Origin of the sequence: Gloeobacter kilaueensis JS1, assembly GCF_000484535.1 — a bacterium.
Taxonomy (GTDB): Bacteria; Cyanobacteriota; Cyanobacteriia; order Gloeobacterales; family Gloeobacteraceae; genus Gloeobacter; species Gloeobacter kilaueensis.
In genome coordinates this window covers 1,996,646-2,016,147 of record NC_022600.1, presented here as the reverse complement: position 1 = coordinate 2,016,147, position 19,502 = coordinate 1,996,646, and the positions used below count along the sequence as shown (strand labels likewise).

Annotated in this window: 20 protein-coding genes and 1 pseudogene; 12 read left to right on the top strand and 9 right to left on the bottom strand. The window is 61.1% G+C overall.

The window, feature by feature from the left end; all coding sequences use genetic code 11:
* The first annotated feature begins 14 nt into the window (after nucleotides 1-14).
* Nucleotides 15-392: a TFIIB-type zinc ribbon-containing protein gene (locus GKIL_RS25610; protein ID WP_023173288.1), complete on the top strand. Its 378-nt coding sequence runs from the start codon at nucleotides 15-17 to the stop codon at nucleotides 390-392.
* Here GKIL_RS25610 and GKIL_RS09310 read toward each other — a convergent pair.
* On the bottom strand, nucleotides 379-1,233 hold the full coding sequence (locus tag GKIL_RS09310) for a PP2C family serine/threonine-protein phosphatase (RefSeq protein WP_023173287.1): 855 nt from the start codon (nucleotides 1,231-1,233) through the stop codon (nucleotides 379-381). The genes GKIL_RS25610 and GKIL_RS09310 overlap by 14 nt on opposite strands.
* A gap of 137 nt (nucleotides 1,234-1,370) precedes the next feature.
* On the opposite strand from GKIL_RS09310, the gene hemJ reads away from it, so the two are divergent.
* Nucleotides 1,371-1,940 (top strand): protoporphyrinogen oxidase HemJ, encoded by a 570-nt coding sequence (gene hemJ, locus GKIL_RS09305; RefSeq protein WP_023173286.1) that lies wholly within the window; start codon nucleotides 1,371-1,373, stop codon nucleotides 1,938-1,940.
* 4 nt (nucleotides 1,941-1,944) lie between these two features.
* On the opposite strand, the gene GKIL_RS09300 is transcribed toward hemJ, so the two are convergent.
* Nucleotides 1,945-3,318, bottom strand: a complete 1,374-nt coding sequence (locus GKIL_RS09300) for a hypothetical protein (RefSeq protein ID WP_023173285.1) — start codon at nucleotides 3,316-3,318, stop codon at nucleotides 1,945-1,947.
* Between the two features lie 259 nt (nucleotides 3,319-3,577).
* Here GKIL_RS09300 and GKIL_RS09295 point away from each other — a divergent pair, with 259 nt between their 5' ends.
* Nucleotides 3,578-5,179, top strand: coding sequence for a DUF6930 domain-containing protein (locus GKIL_RS09295; protein WP_023173284.1), 1,602 nt, complete (start codon nucleotides 3,578-3,580; stop codon nucleotides 5,177-5,179).
* 9 nt (nucleotides 5,180-5,188) lie between these two features.
* Nucleotides 5,189-5,461 (top strand): TIGR02450 family Trp-rich protein, encoded by a 273-nt coding sequence (locus tag GKIL_RS09290; protein WP_023173283.1) that lies wholly within the window; start codon nucleotides 5,189-5,191, stop codon nucleotides 5,459-5,461.
* Here GKIL_RS09290 and GKIL_RS09285 read toward each other — a convergent pair.
* Together GKIL_RS09285 and GKIL_RS09280 are read right to left on the bottom strand one after the other, a co-directional pair.
* Nucleotides 5,455-5,808, bottom strand: coding sequence for a HesB/IscA family protein (locus GKIL_RS09285; protein WP_023173282.1), 354 nt, complete (start codon nucleotides 5,806-5,808; stop codon nucleotides 5,455-5,457). The two genes, GKIL_RS09290 and GKIL_RS09285, sit on opposite strands and share 7 nt — an antisense overlap.
* A gap of 234 nt (nucleotides 5,809-6,042) precedes the next feature.
* Entirely contained in the window at nucleotides 6,043-6,300 is a 258-nt protein-coding gene (locus GKIL_RS09280) for a hypothetical protein (protein WP_023173281.1), read from the bottom strand.
* Nucleotides 6,301-6,566: 266 nt separating this feature from the next.
* Between GKIL_RS09280 and GKIL_RS09275 the strand changes: the two genes are divergently transcribed.
* Both GKIL_RS09275 and GKIL_RS09270 read left to right on the top strand, forming a co-directional pair.
* Complete coding sequence (locus tag GKIL_RS09275; protein ID WP_023173280.1) at nucleotides 6,567-7,595, top strand: S1C family serine protease; 1,029 nt, start codon at nucleotides 6,567-6,569, stop codon at nucleotides 7,593-7,595.
* Between the two features lie 62 nt (nucleotides 7,596-7,657).
* Nucleotides 7,658-8,239 carry a thioredoxin family protein gene (locus GKIL_RS09270; RefSeq protein ID WP_023173279.1) on the top strand — a complete coding sequence of 194 codons (582 nt, stop codon included), beginning with the start codon at nucleotides 7,658-7,660 and terminating at the stop codon, nucleotides 8,237-8,239.
* Between the two features lie 53 nt (nucleotides 8,240-8,292).
* Here the strand turns inward: GKIL_RS09270 and GKIL_RS09265 are convergent, their stop codons facing one another.
* The 4 genes from GKIL_RS09265 to GKIL_RS09250 form a co-directional block, all read right to left on the bottom strand.
* Entirely contained in the window at nucleotides 8,293-9,198 is a 906-nt protein-coding gene (locus tag GKIL_RS09265) for a metallophosphoesterase family protein (RefSeq protein ID WP_023173278.1), read from the bottom strand.
* Complete coding sequence (locus GKIL_RS09260) at nucleotides 9,195-9,548, bottom strand: cupredoxin domain-containing protein (RefSeq protein WP_023173277.1); 354 nt, start codon at nucleotides 9,546-9,548, stop codon at nucleotides 9,195-9,197. The genes GKIL_RS09265 and GKIL_RS09260 overlap by 4 nt, the downstream gene beginning before the upstream one ends.
* Before the next feature lie 76 nt (nucleotides 9,549-9,624).
* Entirely contained in the window at nucleotides 9,625-10,980 is a 1,356-nt protein-coding gene (locus GKIL_RS09255; RefSeq protein ID WP_023173276.1) for a sensor histidine kinase, read from the bottom strand.
* The gene (locus tag GKIL_RS09250; RefSeq protein ID WP_023173275.1) at nucleotides 10,973-11,656 is read right to left on the bottom strand and encodes a response regulator; all 684 of its coding nucleotides are present in this window, start codon (nucleotides 11,654-11,656) and stop codon (nucleotides 10,973-10,975) included. Before GKIL_RS09250 ends, GKIL_RS09255 begins: the two co-directional genes overlap by 8 nt.
* Before the next feature lie 384 nt (nucleotides 11,657-12,040).
* Between GKIL_RS09250 and rfbF the strand changes: the two genes are divergently transcribed.
* The 6 genes from rfbF to glsA all read left to right on the top strand — a co-directional run bounded on the left by rfbF (nucleotide 12,041) and on the right by glsA (nucleotide 18,470).
* On the top strand, nucleotides 12,041-12,841 hold the full coding sequence (gene rfbF, locus GKIL_RS09245) for a glucose-1-phosphate cytidylyltransferase (protein WP_023173274.1): 801 nt from the start codon (nucleotides 12,041-12,043) through the stop codon (nucleotides 12,839-12,841).
* Nucleotides 12,823-13,845, top strand: coding sequence for a GDP-mannose 4,6-dehydratase (locus tag GKIL_RS09240; protein WP_023173273.1), 1,023 nt, complete (start codon nucleotides 12,823-12,825; stop codon nucleotides 13,843-13,845). The genes rfbF and GKIL_RS09240 overlap by 19 nt, the downstream gene beginning before the upstream one ends.
* A complete protein-coding gene (rfbH, locus tag GKIL_RS09235; protein ID WP_023173272.1) occupies nucleotides 13,842-15,161 on the top strand; it encodes a lipopolysaccharide biosynthesis protein RfbH in 1,320 nt (439 codons plus the stop codon). Before GKIL_RS09240 ends, rfbH begins: the two co-directional genes overlap by 4 nt.
* Entirely contained in the window at nucleotides 15,158-16,048 is an 891-nt protein-coding gene (locus GKIL_RS09230; RefSeq protein ID WP_023173271.1) for an NAD-dependent epimerase/dehydratase family protein, read from the top strand. The genes rfbH and GKIL_RS09230 overlap by 4 nt, the downstream gene beginning before the upstream one ends.
* A 126-nt stretch (nucleotides 16,049-16,174) precedes the next feature.
* Nucleotides 16,175-16,930 carry a tetratricopeptide repeat protein gene (locus GKIL_RS09225; RefSeq protein ID WP_023173270.1) on the top strand — a complete coding sequence of 252 codons (756 nt, stop codon included), beginning with the start codon at nucleotides 16,175-16,177 and terminating at the stop codon, nucleotides 16,928-16,930.
* 499 nt (nucleotides 16,931-17,429) lie between these two features.
* Nucleotides 17,430-18,470 (top strand): glutaminase A, encoded by a 1,041-nt coding sequence (glsA, locus tag GKIL_RS09220; protein ID WP_023173268.1) that lies wholly within the window; start codon nucleotides 17,430-17,432, stop codon nucleotides 18,468-18,470.
* A 115-nt stretch (nucleotides 18,471-18,585) separates the two neighbouring features.
* On the opposite strand, the pseudogene GKIL_RS09215 reads toward glsA, so the two are convergent.
* Nucleotides 18,586-19,481 (bottom strand): annotated as a pseudogene (locus GKIL_RS09215) (PDDEXK nuclease domain-containing protein); the annotation flags it as partial.
* Nucleotides 19,482-19,502 lie beyond the last annotated feature (21 nt).

Sequence of the window (19,502 nt, the reverse complement as noted above, 5' to 3'; positions counted from 1 at the left end):
GGAGCGACTGCCCCATGAAGTGTCCCCGCTGCACCGACTACGAGTTGAAGACGATCAAGGCCGACGATATCGAAGTCGATCAATGTCCCCATTGTCTTGGCATCTGGTTCGATGTGAGCGAACTGTCGGCTGTGGTTGGCAGGCCCAACCTGGGAGAAATCCAGCTCAAGGGCAAACCGGGCGGGCTGCGGACGATCGTGCCTCTCAATTGCCCGCGCGACGGTACGCTCATGGACACGGTCAACGACGTCAAGGTGGGTGACGTACAGATGGATGTCTGCCCCCAGTGCGGGGGCCGCTGGCTCGACGGCGGCGAACTGGACCGCCTGCGGCAGAAGGGTCTATTTGCCAATATCAAAAACTTCTTCGTTACCTACGTTATTCCGGAGTAGGCGATGATGGGCCGCGCAGGAGCACGCCGAGGGTAATATCGTCGCCGCTGCCGCGCCGGGAGACTTCCTGCAGCACTGCCGGCAGTTCGATTTCAAGCCGGTCGAGGCCGTGGGCGCGAATAAACTGCAGGTACTGCGGGCCAATCTCGGCAAACTCGTCCTCGCTCGCATAAGAATTGGCGTAGCCGTCGGTGCTGAGCAAAACCAGGGCAGGCAGCGGCGCACCCCACAATCGAATGCGGGTTTCGAGGGCCGCCTCCTCCAGGCAGAGCGAGGTCGTCTGGTTGATCGCAAAGCGGCGGTCGCGCTCGAAGGGGCGGCTGACGCTGCCTGTATCGCTAACACAGAGAATGTCGCCGTCGCCCAACTGCACAAATAGCAGAAAATGGGCGCTGCCCAGCACACCCAGGACCGTCGAACCGTAGGCCAGCTCGGGCACTTTTTGTTGCAAAAGTCGGCCAGAAAAGCCCAGCTCGCTGGTGAGCTGGCTCCACTCCGCCTCGCTCTCCGGTTGCTCCTGGAGGTGCGCTCGCACCGACTGCCGCCAGGTGGTGACCAGTTGGCTGCGCAGCTCATCCTCGACCGCCAGTTCCAGCTTCTCGATCGGCTGCGCGGGATCGAGACCCTCGATGAAGGCGCAGAGCACCGAAAGCATCGCCTCGACCGCCAGGCGAGAGCCGGTCTGGCTGCGAAAATGCTGGGCGCTGCCGTGGCCGTCGGCGATCGAGAGAATCGGCCAGCGGCCCGGACGCCAGCCGATCGCATCTTGATTGGGAAGACCGGTGCGGTCGTGGGAAGCTCCGCGCACGGAGCAACCAGCTATCTGCCAGGGTGTGTCCATGTTCAGCGAATCTCAGCGCGCCTCGCCTGCAGCGAATTTCTATCGTACCAGCAAGGCTGTGGCCTCCACAGCGCAGGTGCGATCGCCGGATTGTCCGCACTATGATTGAAACCGGTCGCAGTATCACAGCACACCCAATGGTCTACTTCTGGTTCAAAGCCTTTCATATTGTTGGCGTCGTCGTCTGGTTCGCCGGTCTTTTTTATCTGGTGCGCTTGTTTATCTACCACGTCGAAGCTGACGAGCAAGCCGAACCGGCGCGCAGCATCCTGCAAAACCAGTACCAGCTGATGGAAAAGCGGCTATTAAACATCATCACGACGCCAGGGATGGTCGTGACCGTGGCAATGGCGGTCGGGCTTCTGTGCCTGCAGCCAGGCTGGCTCAAAGACGGCTGGTTGCACGCCAAGCTCGCCCTGGTCGGTCTATTGGTGCTCTATCACTTTTTTTGCATGTACCTGATGAAACAGCTCCACAGGGGCACCTGCCGCTGGAGTTCAAAGCAGTTGCGTGCCCTCAACGAGGCACCGACGATTTTGCTGGTGACGATCGTGCTGCTGGCGGTCTTCAAAAACGACCTGCCGACCGACCTGGCTGCCTGGCTCATCGCGGCGCTGGTGGTACTGATGGCGGTGACGATTCAGCTCTATGCCCGCAAGCGGCGGCGCGACAAAGAAAAACTGGCAGCTGGCTCCAGCCAGCCTTGAGAGGTTAGCGCAGATTGATATCCGGATCGGGGATCTGGGCACGCGGCAGCAGGTCGGTCTCGATGTCGTTGCGCCGGATGTAGTCGCGCTTGGCCTGTTCGAGCAGGGAGAGCAAAAGTTGCTGAGCGTCGCGGGCGGTCCCGTGCTCGCGCCACTCGCTGCCGAGCACGCTCAGAAGTTTATCGGTGAGCTGACGGGCCAGCCGCTCCCCTTCCGGGTCGGCCTTGATGGCACCGTTGGCAGCGCCGTAGGCGGCATTTACCGCCGCTTTTGCCAGATTGCCGGCAAGGCCGTTGGCCAGAGGCAGTGACTGGCGGATCGTGTGGGCAATCAACCGCTCCAGTTCGGGCCGCACCTGGGGAAGCACTTCTTTGACGACCAGCTGAGTCTGCGTCCTCACAAAGCCATCGACGGGGGTCGGCGAAGCTGTGCTGCTGCGACTCGCCCCCGGCAGCATCCGGCTAAAATCGCTGTCGCGCACCGCGTCCTGCAGCTGGCCGAGCACCTTGACGACGACCAGGTCGGTGACTTCGTTGGCGATCGAGGCCGAGTAGCGGTGGATCAAGGCGGCAATCGGCGAAGGAAAGACCCCCAGCCGCTGCAGGCGATTGCTGTAGGTAAAAAGGCGTCCCAGGGCAATCCAGCCCAGATGCACCCCCGGAATCAAGTTGATCGCCGGGAGCACGTTGATCAGATCGAAACTGTTCTCCGCTGCCGCCTGCTGCCAGCTCAAATTCGGATGCTGGCGGCGGGTGACGACGGTGCGCAGCAACAGCTCGACGACGAAGACGAGCATAAACCAGAGGTCGTAGCGCCAGAAGTACAGATCGACGTAGTCGCCGTCCTCGCCGTAGTGGCGAAAATAATTGACGGCATACAGGGGCCGCAATTTGGTATCAAAAAATTTCAGCTCGTCGGCGCGGCGGGCGGGGGTGAGGTTCTGCTCGCTCCAAAAAAGCTGGAATGACTCAGTAGAAGATTTTTGACCCATGTGCTTGCGGATGCGGTTTTTGATCCGCTCGAGGGCACCCTGCTTTTCTGCCTGCTGGAACGAATTTTCTTGAATGATGAGGGCACTCTGGCTGCGCAGACTAGCGAGCAGGGCTTTCTGTTGGTCCGGGTTCTGACTGCTGACGGCGGCCTTGTATTGATCGACCGTCTGCAGGTAGGCAGTCGTCGTATCGAACGGTTCGATGCCCTTTATCGGGTCGTACCAGCGCGTCACCTGGGGCAGGTTTAGTAGGTAGAGATCTCGAAGCGGCACGTAGCTAACATCGAAGATTACCCAGACCAGATTAACGCTGGCGACGATGAGCAAGATCCATTCGAGGGGCCAGAAGAGTTTGCCGCGCCGGTCGATGTCGGAGTAGGTTGCCACAGCAGAAGATCCGGGGTCTACCCTTCAAATGTAATGCGGCAATGGCATCCATAAATCCTCCGCTGGTCTGGATTGGAGCCATCAGCTTTGGGGAGCCAGTTTTGTCCATAGACACCAGTGCCCCTGACAGTTTCTGGTCTGCCTGGCGATAGAGTTGGGGCAGGAAGTGCCCGTCCGGCAGCGAAGCGGGGAGCATCTTCGCTAAGATGTGACCCATTATGGATCTATCCACGCAACTGCCCGCCCCTGTTTTGAGCGCATGAGTACTCTCAACCCTTCGACTCTTCGTCGCCTGCAGAGGCTGCCGCAACTGAGTGCCGCCTGGGAGGGTGATCGGCGCGTGCTTGCCACAGTCTCGATCGCCGATCAGGAGCAGCCGCCGGAGCTGATCGTCTGGGCCGATGCGGCTGAGGGCACCGTACGGGCAACTGAACTGGTTGCCCCCGAAGTCGGCAACGAAGCGATCGTCCGCTGTCTATTGCAGGCGATCGAGCAGCCCCACTCGCAGTTTCCGCCAGGTAGGCCCGAGAAGGTGGTCGTGCGCGACCGGCAGGTGCAGTTGTTTCTGCGCGGCGCACTGCAAGAACTCAATATCGTCGTCGAGTATGCACCGCAGCTGCCGCTTTTGGACGATGTTTACGAGAGCCTGCAAAAATTTATCAGCAACCGGCAGCCTCAACTACCGCCCCTCTACCGCCAGCCGCTGTTGCGCCTGGCGCGCGCCCTCTGGCAAGAAGCGCCCTGGCGGTATCTTGCCGATCATCAGGTGTTGCGCGTCGAGATCGAAGATTGGGAGCCCGCAGCGCTGCACATTTCGCTTCTGGGTCTTTTGGGCCAGGAGTACGGGGTGCTGATGTACCGTTCGATCGACTCCTTGCGGCGCTTCCGCGAACAGTTGAGCCATGACCGTACCCCCCAGCAGCGCCAGGAAGCTTACCTGCAGCAGGATTGCCTGTTTATGACCTACGAGCAGGCTGGGGCAGAAGAGGACGACGGACCAACGGACCTGGCGGACCTCCCTGCCTCCGAGGTCGAACCCAGTTTTGGCCAGTTGCATCCGCTCGAAGGGGCTCGCCCGTTTTTGGGCGAGGAGGAAGCCCAGACGGTGATGCTCACCCTCGAGGCGCTGCAGCGCTTTTTCCGCCTGCGCCACCGTGAGCTGGGATTGGAGAGCTTTCCAGCGATTTCTGGCCGCTACCGCATCGACCTAGGGCCGAGCCGCAAGGTGACGGTGAGAGTCTCGACCCAGCCGCAGCTGGCGGACGAACTTTCTCAACTGGTCGCTATCCGCCCTCCGGTCGCCGACCCGTTCGAGGACGACGGCCCACCGCTCAGCGACGATCTGCTGCCGGAAGGCGCAATCTACAGCATCGGCATGCTGCCCTGGGAGGTGGTCGAGTTGCTCCTGGCTGCCAGGCAGCAGCAGCCTGCTCCTTCTCGCCGTGAGCGCTCCGATGGTCTGCCGACGATTCTGGTGCAGACCAGTCGGCCCAAGGCGCGGGGACTGATAGCCGAGCTAGACCGCGCCGGTGGCCCGACCGGCTTCGGCTTTAACCCTGGACAGGATCTGCTTACCCGTACCCGCTACGATCTGGCGGTGCTGCGCACCGGCAACGGCCAGCTCCACCTTTTTGGCGAATTTGAACTGGACGATCCCCACCACGTCAAGGCGCGGCGGCAGTGGAACGAGCGCTGCCGCAAAAGCGGCGGACGCTGCGGCCTGGTGATTGCTCAGGGCGTCACCGGTTCGGGACGGGGCAACCCTGAACTGAAGGACATGCTTGCTCTCTTTGAATTGCAGACGCTTTCGATCGACGATCTCGGCCTCGGCGTGCTCAATTTGATGCCCGATTTTGGTTAGCAGATTCCGATGAAGGGCAGACGCAAGATCAAGTTTCCCTACTTGCTCGGCTCGTGCTGGACGGCGACCAGCCCGCTGATGGGCTGGCGGCACTTTCAAGTTATCGCCCGCGAGGAGCGAAAGGGCATCGTCTTTGCCCTGCTGCAGTCGGTCTGCGCCGCCCAGATCAAAGTCTGGATCAGTGCTGACAACCTCAAAAACCGCGACCTCTGGGAGCCGGGCTGGTTGCCGATGAGCGAATTAAAAGCGGCAAACTGCGAAGCGGAGAGTGCCGGTCAGTGAACTGCCCCGGCGGCAGCCTCAGGATTGGTCGAAAAAGACGAACCACAGCCGCAGGTGTGGGTGGCCTTGGGGTTGTGAAAGCGAAAACCGCCGCCCATCAGGTCACTCGACCAATCGAGGGTCAACTCGTCGAGGTAGGCGAGGCTCGCTGCGTCGATCGCGACTTTGAGATCGCCGTACTCGTGAACTTGATCGTCTGGCTGCGCTGCGCTGTCGAGCTTCATCGTGTAGGACATCCCGGAGCAACCGGCGTTGGCCACCCCGAGGCGTAGAAACTTGCGCGGATCGCCGCTTTTTTGCCGCAGACGCCTGACTTCGCGCAGGGCAGCATCGGTCAGGTTGATCATCGCCAGTTCACCGTTGTAGATTCTGAGCGCATTTTAGCTCACCTGGCCCTGCGTCCAGCCGCAGCGAGGGCTGCGCCCAAGCGCACCTCAAAGTAGGCTCACCGCCATAGCCGGTCTTCACTTTGCCTGGGACGATAAAGAAGCTAGCCAACAGGCAAGCTTTCCGTCTGCGCCAGACGGCGAACGGGCTCCACGCACCCCCCTGGTGTGGAGCCCGTTTTGTTTTGCTCGGCCCTAATTGAGCTTGCGCAGCCCCTGGCTCGTGACGCTGGAGCGCGACGGCTTCAAAAACAGCCAGCAGACAAAGAAAAAAGAAGCGGTGAACAGCAGCACCATATCGAGGGCCGACAGATAGCCGTCCGCCAGCGCTGCCGTCGTTCGATCGCACAGCCCAAAGATCCAGCCGCAGATGCCGAGCAGCCAGATCCCCTTCTGAAGTCTATAAATAAATATACCGGATTCAAGCTTATCCTTGTCGTCGATTTCGCGCATAAAAATCCATACTGTCGATAGGAACAATTCAGGCAGGCAGGAAGCAAGGGGCCAGGATCACACGTCGGCCCGACCTGCTCCCATCCACGCTTAATTAATCTTCAAATCTGCACCGATGTGTTCAATCTATCGACAATTGCCGGTGGGGCGCTCTACCTGGGGGCGGAATATCCCGAAAGCCCAAAACAAGTACTTACTTTAATTTTCAGAAGAATGCACTGCATCAACTGTGCTAGCGTGGATTTTTAGCCACGGGAGCGGGGGTAATGGCAGGACATCTCAGGCTGGTTTCCGACAATCCTTTTGCAAATTTGTCGTCCACGTCACTACCACCGGCGGTAGACGATGGGGTACTTCTGGATGCTTACTCGCAGGCGGTGACGCGGGCAGCGGAGACGGTGAGCCGCTCGGTGGTCAACATCGACGTGCAAAAGCGGGTGAGTGGACGGCGCGGTAGCCAGCCGGTGCGCGGCAACGGTTCCGGGTTTTTATTTACCCCCGATGGATACATCCTCACCAACAGCCACGTCGTCCACGACGCAGTGGATCTGGAGGTGACCCTGCAGGATGGCCGTCGGGTGAGTGCTGCGCCCGTAGGCGACGATCCCGACAGCGATCTGGCCGTAATCCGCATCCACGGCAGCAACCTGATGCCGGTCCAACTGGGCGACTCCCAGCGGGTGCGCGTCGGCCAACTGGCGATAGCCATCGGCAGTCCCTACGGGTTTCAGTACACCGTCACCGCCGGTGTGGTGAGCGCCCTCGGTCGCTCGCTGCGCTCCGGCTCCGGGCGGCTCATCGACAACGTGATCCAGACCGACGCCGCCCTCAACCCCGGCAACTCCGGCGGGCCGCTCGTCAATTCTCAAGGCGAGGTAATCGGCGTCAACTCGGCGGTGATCCTGCCCGCCCAGGGCATCTGCTTTGCGATCGCCGTCAACACTGCCAAGCGGGTAGCGGGCCAACTCATCAACGGTGGCCGGGTGCGGCGCAGCTTCATCGGCGTCGGTGGCCAGAACGTGACTGTGCCCCGCTTTGTGAGCCGCTCCCTGGGCCTGCCCACCGAGGCGGGGGTGCTGGTGGTCTCCGTCGAGGCCAATAGCCCGGCAGCAAAGGCCGGCTTGCAGGAGGGCGATGTCATTCTTGCCTTTGGCGATGAGCCGGTCGGCGACATCGACGCCCTGCACCGATTACTGGATGACCGACAGGTAGGTGTGCGCTCGCTCATCACCCTATTGCGGCGCAATCAGAAGCTGTCCTTCGCCATCGTTCCAGAAGAATCAGCCCAGCGCTGAACCGATAGCGGGCTCTCCCCACCCGTAAAATGGATGGTGCGGAAAATTACTGGAGACGCACCATGGCCCGCACTGCCTCGACGATGCTCGATCTGGGGACGCAGGCTCCGGATTTTGCTCTGCCGGATGTAACCACCGGTAAGACGGTCAGCCTCGCCACCTTCAAGGGTAAAAAGGGACTGCTCGTGATGTTCATCTGCCGCCACTGCCCGTTCGTCAAACATGTCCAAGACGAACTGGCCCGGCTGGGCAAAGACTACGGCGACAAAGACCTGGGCATCGTCGCCATCAGCTCCAACGACGCGGCCAACTATCCCGACGACCGCCCCGAGAGCCTCAAGGAGATGGTCAAGGAGGTAGGTTTCGTCTTTTCGCTGCTGTACGACGAGAGCCAGCAGACCGCCAAAGCGTACGAGGCCGCCTGCACGCCCGACTTTTTTCTCTTTGACGCCGATCAAAAACTGGCCTATCGCGGGCAACTCGACGACAGCCGCCCCGGCAACGATCTGCCTGTGACCGGCAAGGACCTGCGCGCCGCCATCGACGCTGTGCTCGCCGGTCATGCGCCCACTGCCGAGCAAAAGCCCAGCATCGGCTGCAACATCAAGTGGAAGGCGGGCAACCATCCGGCCTACTACGGTTGAGCTGTAAATAAAAGCCGTCTTCTTGATCGTTCAAGAAGACGGCTTTTACAGGATCAGCTCAGGGGGTGCTCCTCCAGCTGCACCGGCTTGGCGGTGGCAAGGGCGATGGAGCGAAATCCGAGGGCGGTGCGCCGTTGCTTCTCCGGCAGGACAACCGGGTCGGGCCGCTCGGCGCTGCCGGGAGCAGGCAGGGGAAAGGCGGTCGAGGCGGCGGTGGCAAAGTGGATGTGCCCTTCGGCGCGCTGCAGCACCTGGTGGATGTGGCCGCTCAGGACCGTCACCGAGGCAAAGCGGGCGAGCAGGTTCATCGCCTGCCGGGCGTCGGCTGTGGACCAGCCCCACTTTGGGTAGACATCGAAGAGGGGAATGTGGCTGAAGACGACCACCGGCGTATCGCTTGCGAGGGGGGTGAGATCTTTGGCCAGCAGTTCAAGCTGGGCAGCGCCGATCTGCCCCTGGCCGGTGGTGCCAAAGTCGAGCACGTTGGTGAGCGATACGCAGTGAACACCGGAGTGGTCCCAGGACTGCAATCCCTCGCGCCGGTCGCGGGAGCCGAATTGCTCGTTGTAGAGCTTGCCCCGATCGCCGATTACATCGTGTTCGCCGGGCAGGGTGAGCAGGGGCGCTTTTAGAGTTGAGAGGAGTTGCCGGGCTTGATCAAATTCTGCTGGTTTAGACAGTTGGGTCAGATCGCCTGTGTGGATGACGAAGGCGGGGGGAACGCTCAGGGCGTTGATTGCGGCGATGGCTGCCTGGAGGGTGACATCTACGTGTTCGTTGGCCGGTTTGTGAAAGCCGATATGGGTGTCGGAGATCTGGACAAAGTTCAAGTTGGTGGGCAACGCTGCCGCCGCACTGCCGAGCCGCTGCGATAAAAACGCGCCAGTCCGGCTATCGAAGCTCCACAAAAGACCGAGGCCGGTCCAGCTCACGTGGCGAAGAAAGTCGCTGCGCTTCATGGCTTTGCTCCTGTGACGGTGATCGTTCCCCGCATGAAGGGGTGGATGGTGCAGATGTAAGGGTAGGTGCCGGGCTGGGTGAAGGCGTAGCTCCAGCTATCGCCGGTATCAAGGGCCGGTGAGGTGAAAGAGCCGTCCTGGGCCGCGACAGTGTGCGGCTCGCCGTCCTTGTTGAGGAAGCGCACAGCCTGACCCGCCTGCACCTTCAAGGTCACAGGCTGGAACTGGAAGCGGTCGATCGTCACCGTCGCCGGGATGGCTGCAGCCCGGCCACCCAGGGTGAGCATCGCCAGACTGATGCTAAAAAAACCGAGGCAGGAAAGCCCGAGGGGCCAGTATCGTATGTACATTAAAGTCTCTCATCCGGTACATCTTCAGCATCGGGCTGCAGATTACAACCAGGGTGAGAGAACTCTAAGAGTATTCTTATCGCGAGAGGACGGCAGCGGCACCTGCAGCAGGCAGCCGGACCGTAAAGGCACTGCCCCGGCCCGGTGCGCTCTCGACGGCAATCTTGCCGCTGTGCAGGTGGGCGATTTCTTGGGCGATGGCGAGGCCCAGGCCCGCTCCGCCGCCGCTGCGGGACGCCTCCACCCGATAAAACCGCTCGAACAGGTGGGGCAGGTGTTCCGCCGGCATACCCGGACCAGTATCGAGAAATGCCACACGAATCGAGTCACCTGCGCGCAGGGCCCGCACCGTCACCTTGCCGCCTGCCGGCGTGTATTTGATGGCGTTATCCAGCAGATTCAAAAACAAACTGATGAGATAGTCGGGTTCGCCCTGCACGTCCAGCTCGGAGGCAACATCGACGCTCAGGTCGATCTGTCTGGCTGCTGCCAGGGGTTCGGCCTGCTCGACGACGGCCTCCAGCAGTTCATCGAGGTCCACCCAGGCCGGTTGCCAGTGGAGGTGGCCTTGATCGAGGCGCGCTAAAAATAGCAGGCCGCTGGTCAGGCGGCTCAGCCGCTCCACTGCCTGGGCGATGTCTTTAAGAATATGGGTGTACTCCTGCTCGCTGCGCGGGCGGCCCAGGGCCACCTCGATCCGGCCCTTGATCACAGCGAGGGGGGTGCGCAGTTCGTGGGAGACATCGGCAGTAAAGCGCTTCTCGCGCTCGAAGGCCGCCTGCAGCCGATCGAGCATGTTATCGAAGGCGGCAGCCAGCTCGCCCACCTCATCCGGTGGCCCCCGGTGGTCGATGCGGCGGGTGAGATCCCCGGCACCGATCGCCTGGGCGGTGCGGCGGATGCGATCGATGGGCGAGAGGGCGCGACCGGCCAGAAATAAACCTCCCAGCCCCGCCAGCAGCACCACTAGCGGCACGCGCAGCAGCGCCTGCTGGCGCTGACCCGCGAGCAATTTTTGTTCAGGAGCCAGGGATTTTGCCACCTGCAACCAGCCCCCCGCCACAGGCCGACTCAGAACCCGCCAGCCTCCCTGGGTGTTCGATAGGGCCCGCAGATCCGGCGCAGGGGTTGGCCAGTCGGGCCGGGCTTGATCCTCTCCGGGTAGTTCCCAGCCGCCCCCGGTGGGCACCTGCAGCCGTACTGCCACCCCCGCCTCGTTCGAGCAGTGGAACACCGCAGGCAGGGCAGCGGTGCTGCCGATGCAGTGGTCGGCGACCTGGGTGAGGGTGCTGTCCACCTGGGCGAGCAGACCGTTTTCGAGCTGGAAGTACAGCAGGATGCTGCACACCAGCAGCGTCGCTCCCAAAAGGCCGCTGTACCAGAGGGTGAGGCGGACCCGCAGCGTGCCCCAGCGCCGGGCGAATTTAACCATGGCTCACCTCGGCGCTCAGCCGGTAGCCCACTCCCCGCAGCGTGTGCAGCAGGGGCCGCTCGAAGTCCCGGTCCACCTTGCGCCGCAGGTAGCCCAGGTAGACATCGACGACGTTGGACTGGTTGTAAAAGTCAAAATTCCAGACGTGCTCGGCGATCTGGGTGCGGCTGAGCACCTGGCCAGGGTGGCGCATAAAGTATTCGAGCAACGAAAATTCTTTGACGCTCAGCTCTATAGACTGGCCGGCGCGATGCACCTGGCGGCGGGCTGTGTCCATCTCCAGATCTCCTACCCGCAAGATTGTGTCCGACTGGAGGGGCGGGCGGCGCAACAGCGCCCGCAGGCGGGCCAATAGTTCGCTGAAGGCGAAGGGCTTGACCAGATAATCGTCCGCCCCGGCGTCGAGCCCCCGCACCCGGTCCTCCACCGTGTCGCGCGCTGTCAGTAGAAGTACCGGTGTGCGGATACGGCGATCGCGCAACCGGTGCAATAGACTCAGCCCGTCGATCACCGGCAGGAGGATATCGAGCACGAACAGGTCGTACTCGGCCACGAGGGCAAAATCCAGCCCCGCCTGACCGTCCTGGGCCATATCCACGGCAAACCCGGCCTCCCTCAGCCCCTGGGACACGAACTGGGCAATGCCCTGTTCATCTTCGACCACCAGTACCCGCATGGCCCATTCTCCATCGACTTATCTACTATCAAAGCGTGACTGTTTAAGAAAACGATGAGAGTCCCTTTGCCCCTTGACTTTTCGTCAAGAACCTTTACTGGTGCAGGCTCCCGCGAAGTGAACTCTCCCTAAACGGTCTTCGAATCCATGGACATGGCGCGCAAGTTTTTGATTGATTGGCCCTGTGGTCTCAATCTGGAAGGATGTATGAGATCCGCGTACAGCGTTTCACTTAATAAAGAAATCGATGTTATCGAGCACAATGAGACGTACGTTTTAAAGAGCTACTGGCGAAATTCGTTTTTCGGAAGCATTTTCTAAAAGCGCAATAATTGAGTAAGCTAAGCTCCTGACACTCGACGGCTGGCGCGGCCTGAACTCTCGATGACGACTCGGCTACCTGTAGTCATCCTCTGTGGCGGCAAGGGCACACGACTGAGGGAGGAAACCGAATTTCGGCCCAAGCCAATGATCCTGGTGGGCGGCAGGCCGCTCATCTGGCACATCATGAAGCTCTACGCCCACTTCGGGTTTACGGACTTTATGCTCTGTCTGGGCTACAAGGGCGAGCTGATCCGCGAGTATTTCTTTAACTACGACTGGAACCACAGCGACATTCTGCTCGAACTGGGCAGCAAGCGGGTGACGCGCCTGCGAAATTCGAGCCGAGACGAGCAGAACTGGCGGCTCTGGCTCATCGACACCGGTCAGGAAACCTTCACCGGTGGCCGCCTCAAGCGCCTCGCCCCCTACCTGGCCGAAAGCGGCAGCGATCTGTTCTTTGCTACCTACGGCGACGGGGTGGCCAACATCGACATCCCGTCGCTGCTCGCCTTTCACCTCCGCCACGGCAAGCTCGCCACCGTCACCGCCGTCCGCCCCGCCTCCCGCTTCGGTGAACTGGGGATCGAAGATGGCTTTGTGCGCCACTTTCAAGAAAAGCCCCAGACCAGCGCCGGTTGGATCAACGGCGGCTTCTTCGTCCTGCACCGCAAGGTGCTCGATCTGATTGGCGGGGATGAAACCAGCTTCGAGAGCGAACCGCTGCAGCAGCTCTCGGCGATGGGGGAGCTGGCCGTATACTGCCATGAAGGTTTCTGGCAGTGCATGGATACCTACCGCGAGCTGGAACTGCTCAATCACCTGTATTCCACCGGAGAAGTGCCTTGGAAGGTCTGGGAGTAGATCGCTTCTGGCGGGAGCGATCGGTATTCGTCACCGGCTGTACGGGGCTATTGGGAAGCTGGCTGGTGGAGGAATTGCTCGCCCGTGGGGCGCGGGTGGTGGGTCTGGTGCGCGACGGGGTGCCCCGCTCGCGGCTGGTGAGCACCGGCCTGGAGCGGCAGATCGTCACTGTCACAGGCTGCGTCGAGGACATCGCCCTGCTGCAGCGGGTGCTGAACGAGTACGAGGTCGATACGGTCTTTCACCTCGCCGCCCAGACGATCGTCGGCGTTGCCAACCGCGACCCGCTCGCCACCTTCGAGGCCAATATCCGGGGGACGTGGAATCTGCTCGAAGCCTGCCGCCGCACCGGCACCGCAGGCCGGATCGTCGTCGCCTCCAGCGACAAAGCCTACGGCGATCAGGCGGTGCTTCCCTACGACGAAGAGACTGCCCTGCAGGGCGAACACCCCTACGACGTTTCTAAAAGTTGCGCGGATCTCATCAGCCGCACCTACTACGTCAGCTACGGCCTGCCGGTCTGCATCACCCGCTGCGGCAACTTCTACGGCGGCGGCGATCTCAACTTCAATCGCCTCGTTCCTGAGACGATCCGCTCCGTTTTGCGGGGCGAACCGGTGGCAATCAGAAGCGACGGCAGCTACATCCGCGACTACTTCTACGTCCGCGACGGTGCCCTCGCTTACCTGCACCTGGCCCAGCAGATGGACCGCTCCGAAGTGCTGGGGGAAGCCTTCAACTTCAGCAACGAACTGCAGCTGAGCGTGCTTGAGATGGTGCGCCGGATTCTGACGCTCATGGAGCGCGACGACCTCGAAGTGATCATCCTCGATCAGGCCCGCAACGAGATCGTCCACCAGTACCTGAGTGCCCACAAGGCGCGCACGCTCCTGGGCTGGTCTGCCCGCTACTCCCTTGAGGCGGCCCTCAGCGAAACGATCGACTGGTACCGCCGCTACTTTGCCCGCCACGACCCATCTACCCTTACCCTCGCTCCGCCATGACGCTTACCGACCCGCTTATCCAGTTGCGCGCCGAGGTGCAGGCTGCCGTCCGCCGCTACTACGAGCAGCGCTTCCAGCCTGTCACCTTTGAGCCCGGCCAGACCTACGTGCCTGTCTCAGGCAAGGTCTTCGACGCGGCGGAACTGGTGCATCTGGTCGATGCCTCGCTCGATTTCTGGCTCACCACCGGTCGCTTCGCCGCCGAATTCGAGCAGCGCTTTGCCCGCTGGATGGGAACAAAGCACTGCTCGCTGGTCAACTCCGGCTCCTCGGCCAATCTGCTTGCCCTGAGCGCCCTGACTTCTCCGCAATTGGGCGATCGCGCCCTCCAGCCAGGGGACGAGGTGATCACCGTCGCCGCCGGTTTTCCGACCACCGTCAACCCGATCTGGCAGAACCAACTGGTGCCGGTATTCGTCGATGTCGAACTGCCCGGCTGCGGCCTCGCCGTCGAGCAGCTAGAAGCGGCTCTGAGCGGGCGCACGCGGGCGATCATCGCCGCCCACACCCTGGGCAATCCCTTCAACCTGGAGGCGGTGAGCGCCTTTGCCCGCGCCCACGGCCTCTGGCTCATCGAGGACAACTGCGATGCGGTGGGCAGTCTCTACGCCGGCCAAAAGACCGGCAGCTTCGGCCACCTGGCGACGGTGAGTTTCTACCCGGCCCACCACCTGACGATGGGCGAAGGGGGGGCAGTGCTCACCTCCGACAGCCGCCTCAAGCAGATCGTCGAATCGCTGCGCGACTGGGGCCGCTCCTGCTGGTGCGCCCCAGGGGTAGACAACACCTGCAACCGGCGCTTTGGCTGGCAGCTGGGCGATCTGCCGATGGGCTACGACCACAAGTACACCTACTCGCACCTGGGCTACAACCTGAAGCTCACCGACATGCAGGCCGCTGTCGGTTGCGCCCAACTCGACAAGCTGGACGCATTTGTTGCCCGCCGCCGCGCCAACTTCCACTTCCTGCACCGGCAACTGGAGGGGCTGGAAGACCTGTTCATCCTCCCCGAGGCCGAACCCAAAAGCGATCCGAGCTGGTTCGGTTTTTTATTGTTCGTGCGGGAAACGGCTCCCTTCAGCCGGAACGCCCTGGTCCAGCACCTGGAGGCGCGCCGCATCGGCACCCGGCTGTTGTTCGGGGGCAACCTCCTGCGCCAGCCCGCCTATCAGGGCCGTCCCTGCCGGGTAACAGGCTCCCTCAAAAATTCTGATTTCGTGATGGAAAATGCCTTCTGGATCGGGCTGTATCCCGGCCTGGACGAGGCGATGCTCGCCTACACCGCCCAGACGATCCGGGAATTTTGCGCTCGATGACGGTGGCCCTCGTCACCGGTGCGACCGGTTTTACCGGTTCCCATCTGGTGCGCCGCCTGCTCGCGGCCAGCTACACCGTCCATGTCGTCGTCCGCCCGGCCTCGGATCTCGAACCCCTCGCTTCCGTTCGCGACCAGCTGGTGGTCCACGTCCACGACGGCAGTACGGCGCATCTAACGGCGATCCTCCAGGCCGCTGCACCGGCGGTCGTCTTTCACCTGGCGGCCCTGGTTCTCACTGGGCACACCCCCGCCACCCTCGTCCCGTTGCTTGAAAGCAACCTCGTCTTTGCAACCCAACTCGTCGAGGCGATGGTGAGCGCAGGTGTCTCGCAACTCATCAACACGGGGAGCTACTGGCAACACTACGAAGGACAGGATTACAACCCCGTCAACCTCTACGCCGCCACCAAACAGGCGTTCGAGGCGATCCTGCAGTACTATCTTGAGGCCGCTGAGCTAAAAGCAATTACCCTCGTACTCTTCGACAGCTACGGTCCCGCCGACCCCCGCCCAAAGCTTTTTAACCTCCTGGCCCAGGCAGCGCGCACGGGCGAGGTGCTGGCCCTCACCCCCGGCGAGCAACTCCTCGATCTGGTCCACGTCGAGGATGTTGCCGAGGCTTTTCTGTGCGCCCATCGCCACCTGCGGACGCTCGAACTGCACGCCCACGAGCGCTACGCCGTCACCAGTGGCCGACACCTCACCCTCAAGGAAGTCGTCGCCATCTACGAGCGCGAGAGCGGCCTGCGGCTCCTGGTTCGCTGGGGCGGCAGAGCCTACCGCGAGCGCGAGGTGATGATTCCCTGGAGCGGTGGCCGGGCGCTGCCGGGCTGGCAGCCCCAGATCCGACTGGAGGAGGGCATAGGAAAATTGTCGGAACATTGAAAAAGATTGTAATGGCGAAGGTCATCAGCCATATTTTTTGCCAGAAGTGATCCTGTTTTTGCTGTGATTGCGCGTGTCCTGTTGAACCCCCAGGGTTTGCCAACCGTGAGCAAAAAGGAACTTTCCATGAACGCTCCTAACTTCCTGCTGCGCTACTGCGGTCTCCCTTCCATTGCTGTCCGTTCTTTTGGGACACTTGCTCTGCTGAGCGCACTGCTCCTGCCTGCCCAGGCCGCTCCTCCCGTGACTGTCACTGTGGTCGATGTGCCCTTTGCTGCTATCGATCTTCGTCAGGCTGCTATTGAACAGCGGGGTGTCCAGCGTCTGCACGACGGCGACGCCTCCGGGGCGATCGAGAGCTTCGATCAACTGCTCGGGCAAAATCCCGACGACACCTTCGCCCTGATGGATCGGGCCATCGCTTACCAGAAGCTGGGCAAACGGCAGGCTGCCCTCCGAGACTACGATCGGGCGATTGCCCTTGCCCCTGCTCAGCCGCTGCTGTACTACAACCGGGCAACGGTCCACTCCCAGCTGGGAGATCACAGGGGAGCGATCGCCGACTACAGCGAGGCGCTGCGCCTGAACAGCGAGGATACGCGCTCGATGCTCAATTGCGGCAACGAGCACCGGCACCTGAACGAGCTGGATCAAGCCATCGCCGACTACAACCGGGCGCTCCAGATGCAGCCGCGCTACACCCTCGCCCTCCACAACCGAGGCAGGGTCTACTGGCTAATGGGTGAACGGCAAAAAGCCCTCGCTGATTACAAGCAAGCAGTCGCGCTTTGGGAACAGGAGGGCAACAGCAGTGCAGCAGCAACGGCGAAGCAGGCGCTCGTTGCTCTGCAAAAGGAACTGCTCGTCGGGCAGACGCCTTAAACCTTCACAAGCTAAACGAAGGACTGTTCGATGCCTGCATATCCTGGCTCAGCCGGAACTATCGGGAAGCAGTTTCCAGAGGAAGCGATACTCATAGCATCTCGACCGAAATGGGAAGTTGGCGAGAGGAGTTTCGGCGATGTCCTCCCCAGAGGTAACCCAGCTATTGCAGCAGTGGTGCGCGGGCGACCCCCTTGCCTCAGGAAGTGAGGACAACACGGTCCGGCTTTGGAGGTTTGCAGAATTTGTCAGCACTACCTGTGAGTAACTGAGATACTCTTTCGCTCTACAGGAGTCGCTGCCGCCAGAAGCTGAGGAAGCACAGTCAGTTTGCAAACCCATTCTGGAAATCTCAAAGCGAAATGTAAGCTAATTAAGTAGACATCGAGGAGTTGAAGAACAATACCAATCTTTGCCAGCCTCAACAAATCAGGCGTGTGCAAGATATCAGGCAGCCGGGCTCAGTGTAGAGTCAGGCAAAATACCGTTGGTCTTCCCGATGGGCTCCTCTGCTATTCCAGTCGAACAAGAAAGTGGCTCCCAGTTTCTGGCCTACCTGCAGCAGTTGCACCGCACCTACAGCTCTCTGCAGGAAGGGGTGGTAGCGAGCTATATCCCTGAGATTGCCCGAGCGGACCCGGACTGGTTTGCCATCTGTGCGGTTACTGTCGATGGGCGGCTGTTTCAGGTAGGGGACGACGAACAACTTTTTACGATCCAGTCCATCTCCAAGCCCTTCGTCTACGGGCTAGCGCTGGAAGACCACGGTCGCGACTACGTGCTCACCCGCGTCGGGGTGGAACCGACCGGCGATCCGTTCAACTCGATTATCAAGCTGGACGAGTCCTCGAAGCGGCCCCTCAACCCGATGGTCAATGCCGGGGCAATCGCCACGGCCAGCCTGATCAAAGGCTCCGATCCGACCGAACGTCTCAACCGGATGCTCGCCATGTTCCGGCGCTACGTCGGTCACGATGTCTTCGTCGATATGTCCGTCTTTGTGTCCGAGCGAACTACCGGTCACCGCAACCGGGCAATGGCCTACCTGATGCTCAACTTCGGGATGATCGACGCCCACGTCGAGCAGGTGCTCGATCTATACTTTCAGCAGTGTTCGGTGATGGTCAACTGCCGCGACCTGGCGTTGATGGCCGCTACCCTCGCCAACAACGGCGTCAACCCCCATACAAAAGAGCGCGCCCTCGAAGAGCACTACGTCCGCGACCTGCTCTCGGTGATGTACACCTGCGGGATGTACGATTACTCGGGCGAGTGGGCCTACAACGTCGGTCTACCTGCCAAAAGCGGGATTACCGGCGGTATCATCGCCGTCGTGCCGGGAGTAATGGGCATCGCCGTCTTCTCGCCCCGACTGCAGTCCCAGGGCAACAGCCTGCGGGGCATCCGCGTCTGCCAGGATCTCTCCGAGCACTTCGGCCTGCACGTCTTCAGCATGGACACGGCTGGTTCTGCTCTGCTCAAGCGCCTGCTGCAGGTGCCGAGCGCGGGGAACAGCCTGCCTGGCTCGACCTCTGAGTAATGCTGCTTCTTACCAGCCCAGAACGTAGGCGAAGACGAGGGGAGCAAGAGGCCCAACTCCGCCGTACTCACCGCCCCGGCCAGGGTGACGAAGGGCGATGATTTGAAGTCCCTCGCTACTCGTTCGGCAAATTCTGGAGTTCCGCTTCTAACTGCTCGATCGTGGGCAGGCTGCCCTGCAGGTGCTCCGGCAAGGATTCGGTGATCTGGTAGGCTAGACGCCGATCGGTTTATTGACGTCGCGCAGGGCGTACTCAACGACCAGCTGATTGTCGGTGCGGCAGAGGATGAGCCCGATGCTGGGCTCATCGCTCGGATGGCGCAACTGGTCGTCCAGCACCGACAGATAGAAGTTCATCTTGCCCGCGTATTCGGGAATGAACTTGCCCATCTTCAGGTCGATGGCCACGAAACAGCGTAGCTTCAAGTGATAGAAGAGCAGGTCGATATAAAAATCGTCTCCGCCGACATCGAGGTGGTACTGGCTACCGACGAAGGAGAACCCCGCCCCCAACTCCAGCAGAAACTGGCGAATATGCACAAGCAAGCCCCGCTCCAGATCCCGCTCGTGGGCGTCCTGACCGAGGGTGAGAAAGTCGAAGTTATAGGGATCTTTGAGCAGTTGTTGCGCGAGATCGGACTGGGCAGGGGGCAAGGTACGGGTGAAGTTGGTGACGGCCTTGCCCTGACGACGGTAGAGCCCCGAGTCGATCTGTAGTTCGAGGACGTTGCGCGACCAGCCGTTTTCGATGGTCTTGTAAATATACCATTCTCTTTCCTGGCTGGTGGTAACTTTATCCAGGATCCTTACGTTATGGCCCCAGGGAATTTGTGCAACAAGCTGTTGCACAAATAGTTCGTCAGGATAAGTCTCAGCCAATGCCCTCATATATTTGAGATTACGGGCAGAGAAGCCCTTCATCTCCGGGAAGTCCCGGCGCAGATCTTTAGAAAGCCGCTCGATCACCTTTGCTCCCCAGCTCTCGTGCTGCTGACGAGCCAGGATCTCTTGGATCACGGGCAGGAATAAGGC

Excerpts from the sequence above, each read along its gene's own strand:
- GKIL_RS25610 (WP_023173288.1), top strand. The coding sequence starts at position 15 with ATGAAGTGTCCCCGCTGCACCGACTACGAGTTGAAGACGATCAAGGCC.
- GKIL_RS09310 (WP_023173287.1), bottom strand. The coding sequence starts at position 1,233 with ATGGACACACCCTGGCAGATAGCTGGTTGCTCCGTGCGCGGAGCTTCC.
- hemJ (WP_023173286.1), top strand. The coding sequence starts at position 1,371 with ATGGTCTACTTCTGGTTCAAAGCCTTTCATATTGTTGGCGTCGTCGTC.
- GKIL_RS09295 (WP_023173284.1), top strand. The coding sequence starts at position 3,578 with ATGAGTACTCTCAACCCTTCGACTCTTCGTCGCCTGCAGAGGCTGCCG.
- GKIL_RS09290 (WP_023173283.1), top strand. The coding sequence starts at position 5,189 with ATGAAGGGCAGACGCAAGATCAAGTTTCCCTACTTGCTCGGCTCGTGC.
- GKIL_RS09285 (WP_023173282.1), bottom strand. The coding sequence starts at position 5,808 with ATGATCAACCTGACCGATGCTGCCCTGCGCGAAGTCAGGCGTCTGCGG.
- GKIL_RS09280 (WP_023173281.1), bottom strand. The coding sequence starts at position 6,300 with ATGCGCGAAATCGACGACAAGGATAAGCTTGAATCCGGTATATTTATT.
- GKIL_RS09275 (WP_023173280.1), top strand. The coding sequence starts at position 6,567 with ATGGCAGGACATCTCAGGCTGGTTTCCGACAATCCTTTTGCAAATTTG.
- GKIL_RS09270 (WP_023173279.1), top strand. The coding sequence starts at position 7,658 with ATGGCCCGCACTGCCTCGACGATGCTCGATCTGGGGACGCAGGCTCCG.
- GKIL_RS09265 (WP_023173278.1), bottom strand. The coding sequence starts at position 9,198 with ATGAAGCGCAGCGACTTTCTTCGCCACGTGAGCTGGACCGGCCTCGGT.
- GKIL_RS09260 (WP_023173277.1), bottom strand. The coding sequence starts at position 9,548 with ATGTACATACGATACTGGCCCCTCGGGCTTTCCTGCCTCGGTTTTTTT.
- GKIL_RS09255 (WP_023173276.1), bottom strand. The coding sequence starts at position 10,980 with ATGGTTAAATTCGCCCGGCGCTGGGGCACGCTGCGGGTCCGCCTCACC.
- GKIL_RS09250 (WP_023173275.1), bottom strand. The coding sequence starts at position 11,656 with ATGCGGGTACTGGTGGTCGAAGATGAACAGGGCATTGCCCAGTTCGTG.
- rfbF (WP_023173274.1), top strand. The coding sequence starts at position 12,041 with ATGACGACTCGGCTACCTGTAGTCATCCTCTGTGGCGGCAAGGGCACA.
- rfbH (WP_023173272.1), top strand. The coding sequence starts at position 13,842 with ATGACGCTTACCGACCCGCTTATCCAGTTGCGCGCCGAGGTGCAGGCT.
- GKIL_RS09230 (WP_023173271.1), top strand. The coding sequence starts at position 15,158 with ATGACGGTGGCCCTCGTCACCGGTGCGACCGGTTTTACCGGTTCCCAT.
- GKIL_RS09225 (WP_023173270.1), top strand. The coding sequence starts at position 16,175 with ATGAACGCTCCTAACTTCCTGCTGCGCTACTGCGGTCTCCCTTCCATT.
- glsA (WP_023173268.1), top strand. The coding sequence starts at position 17,430 with ATGGGCTCCTCTGCTATTCCAGTCGAACAAGAAAGTGGCTCCCAGTTT.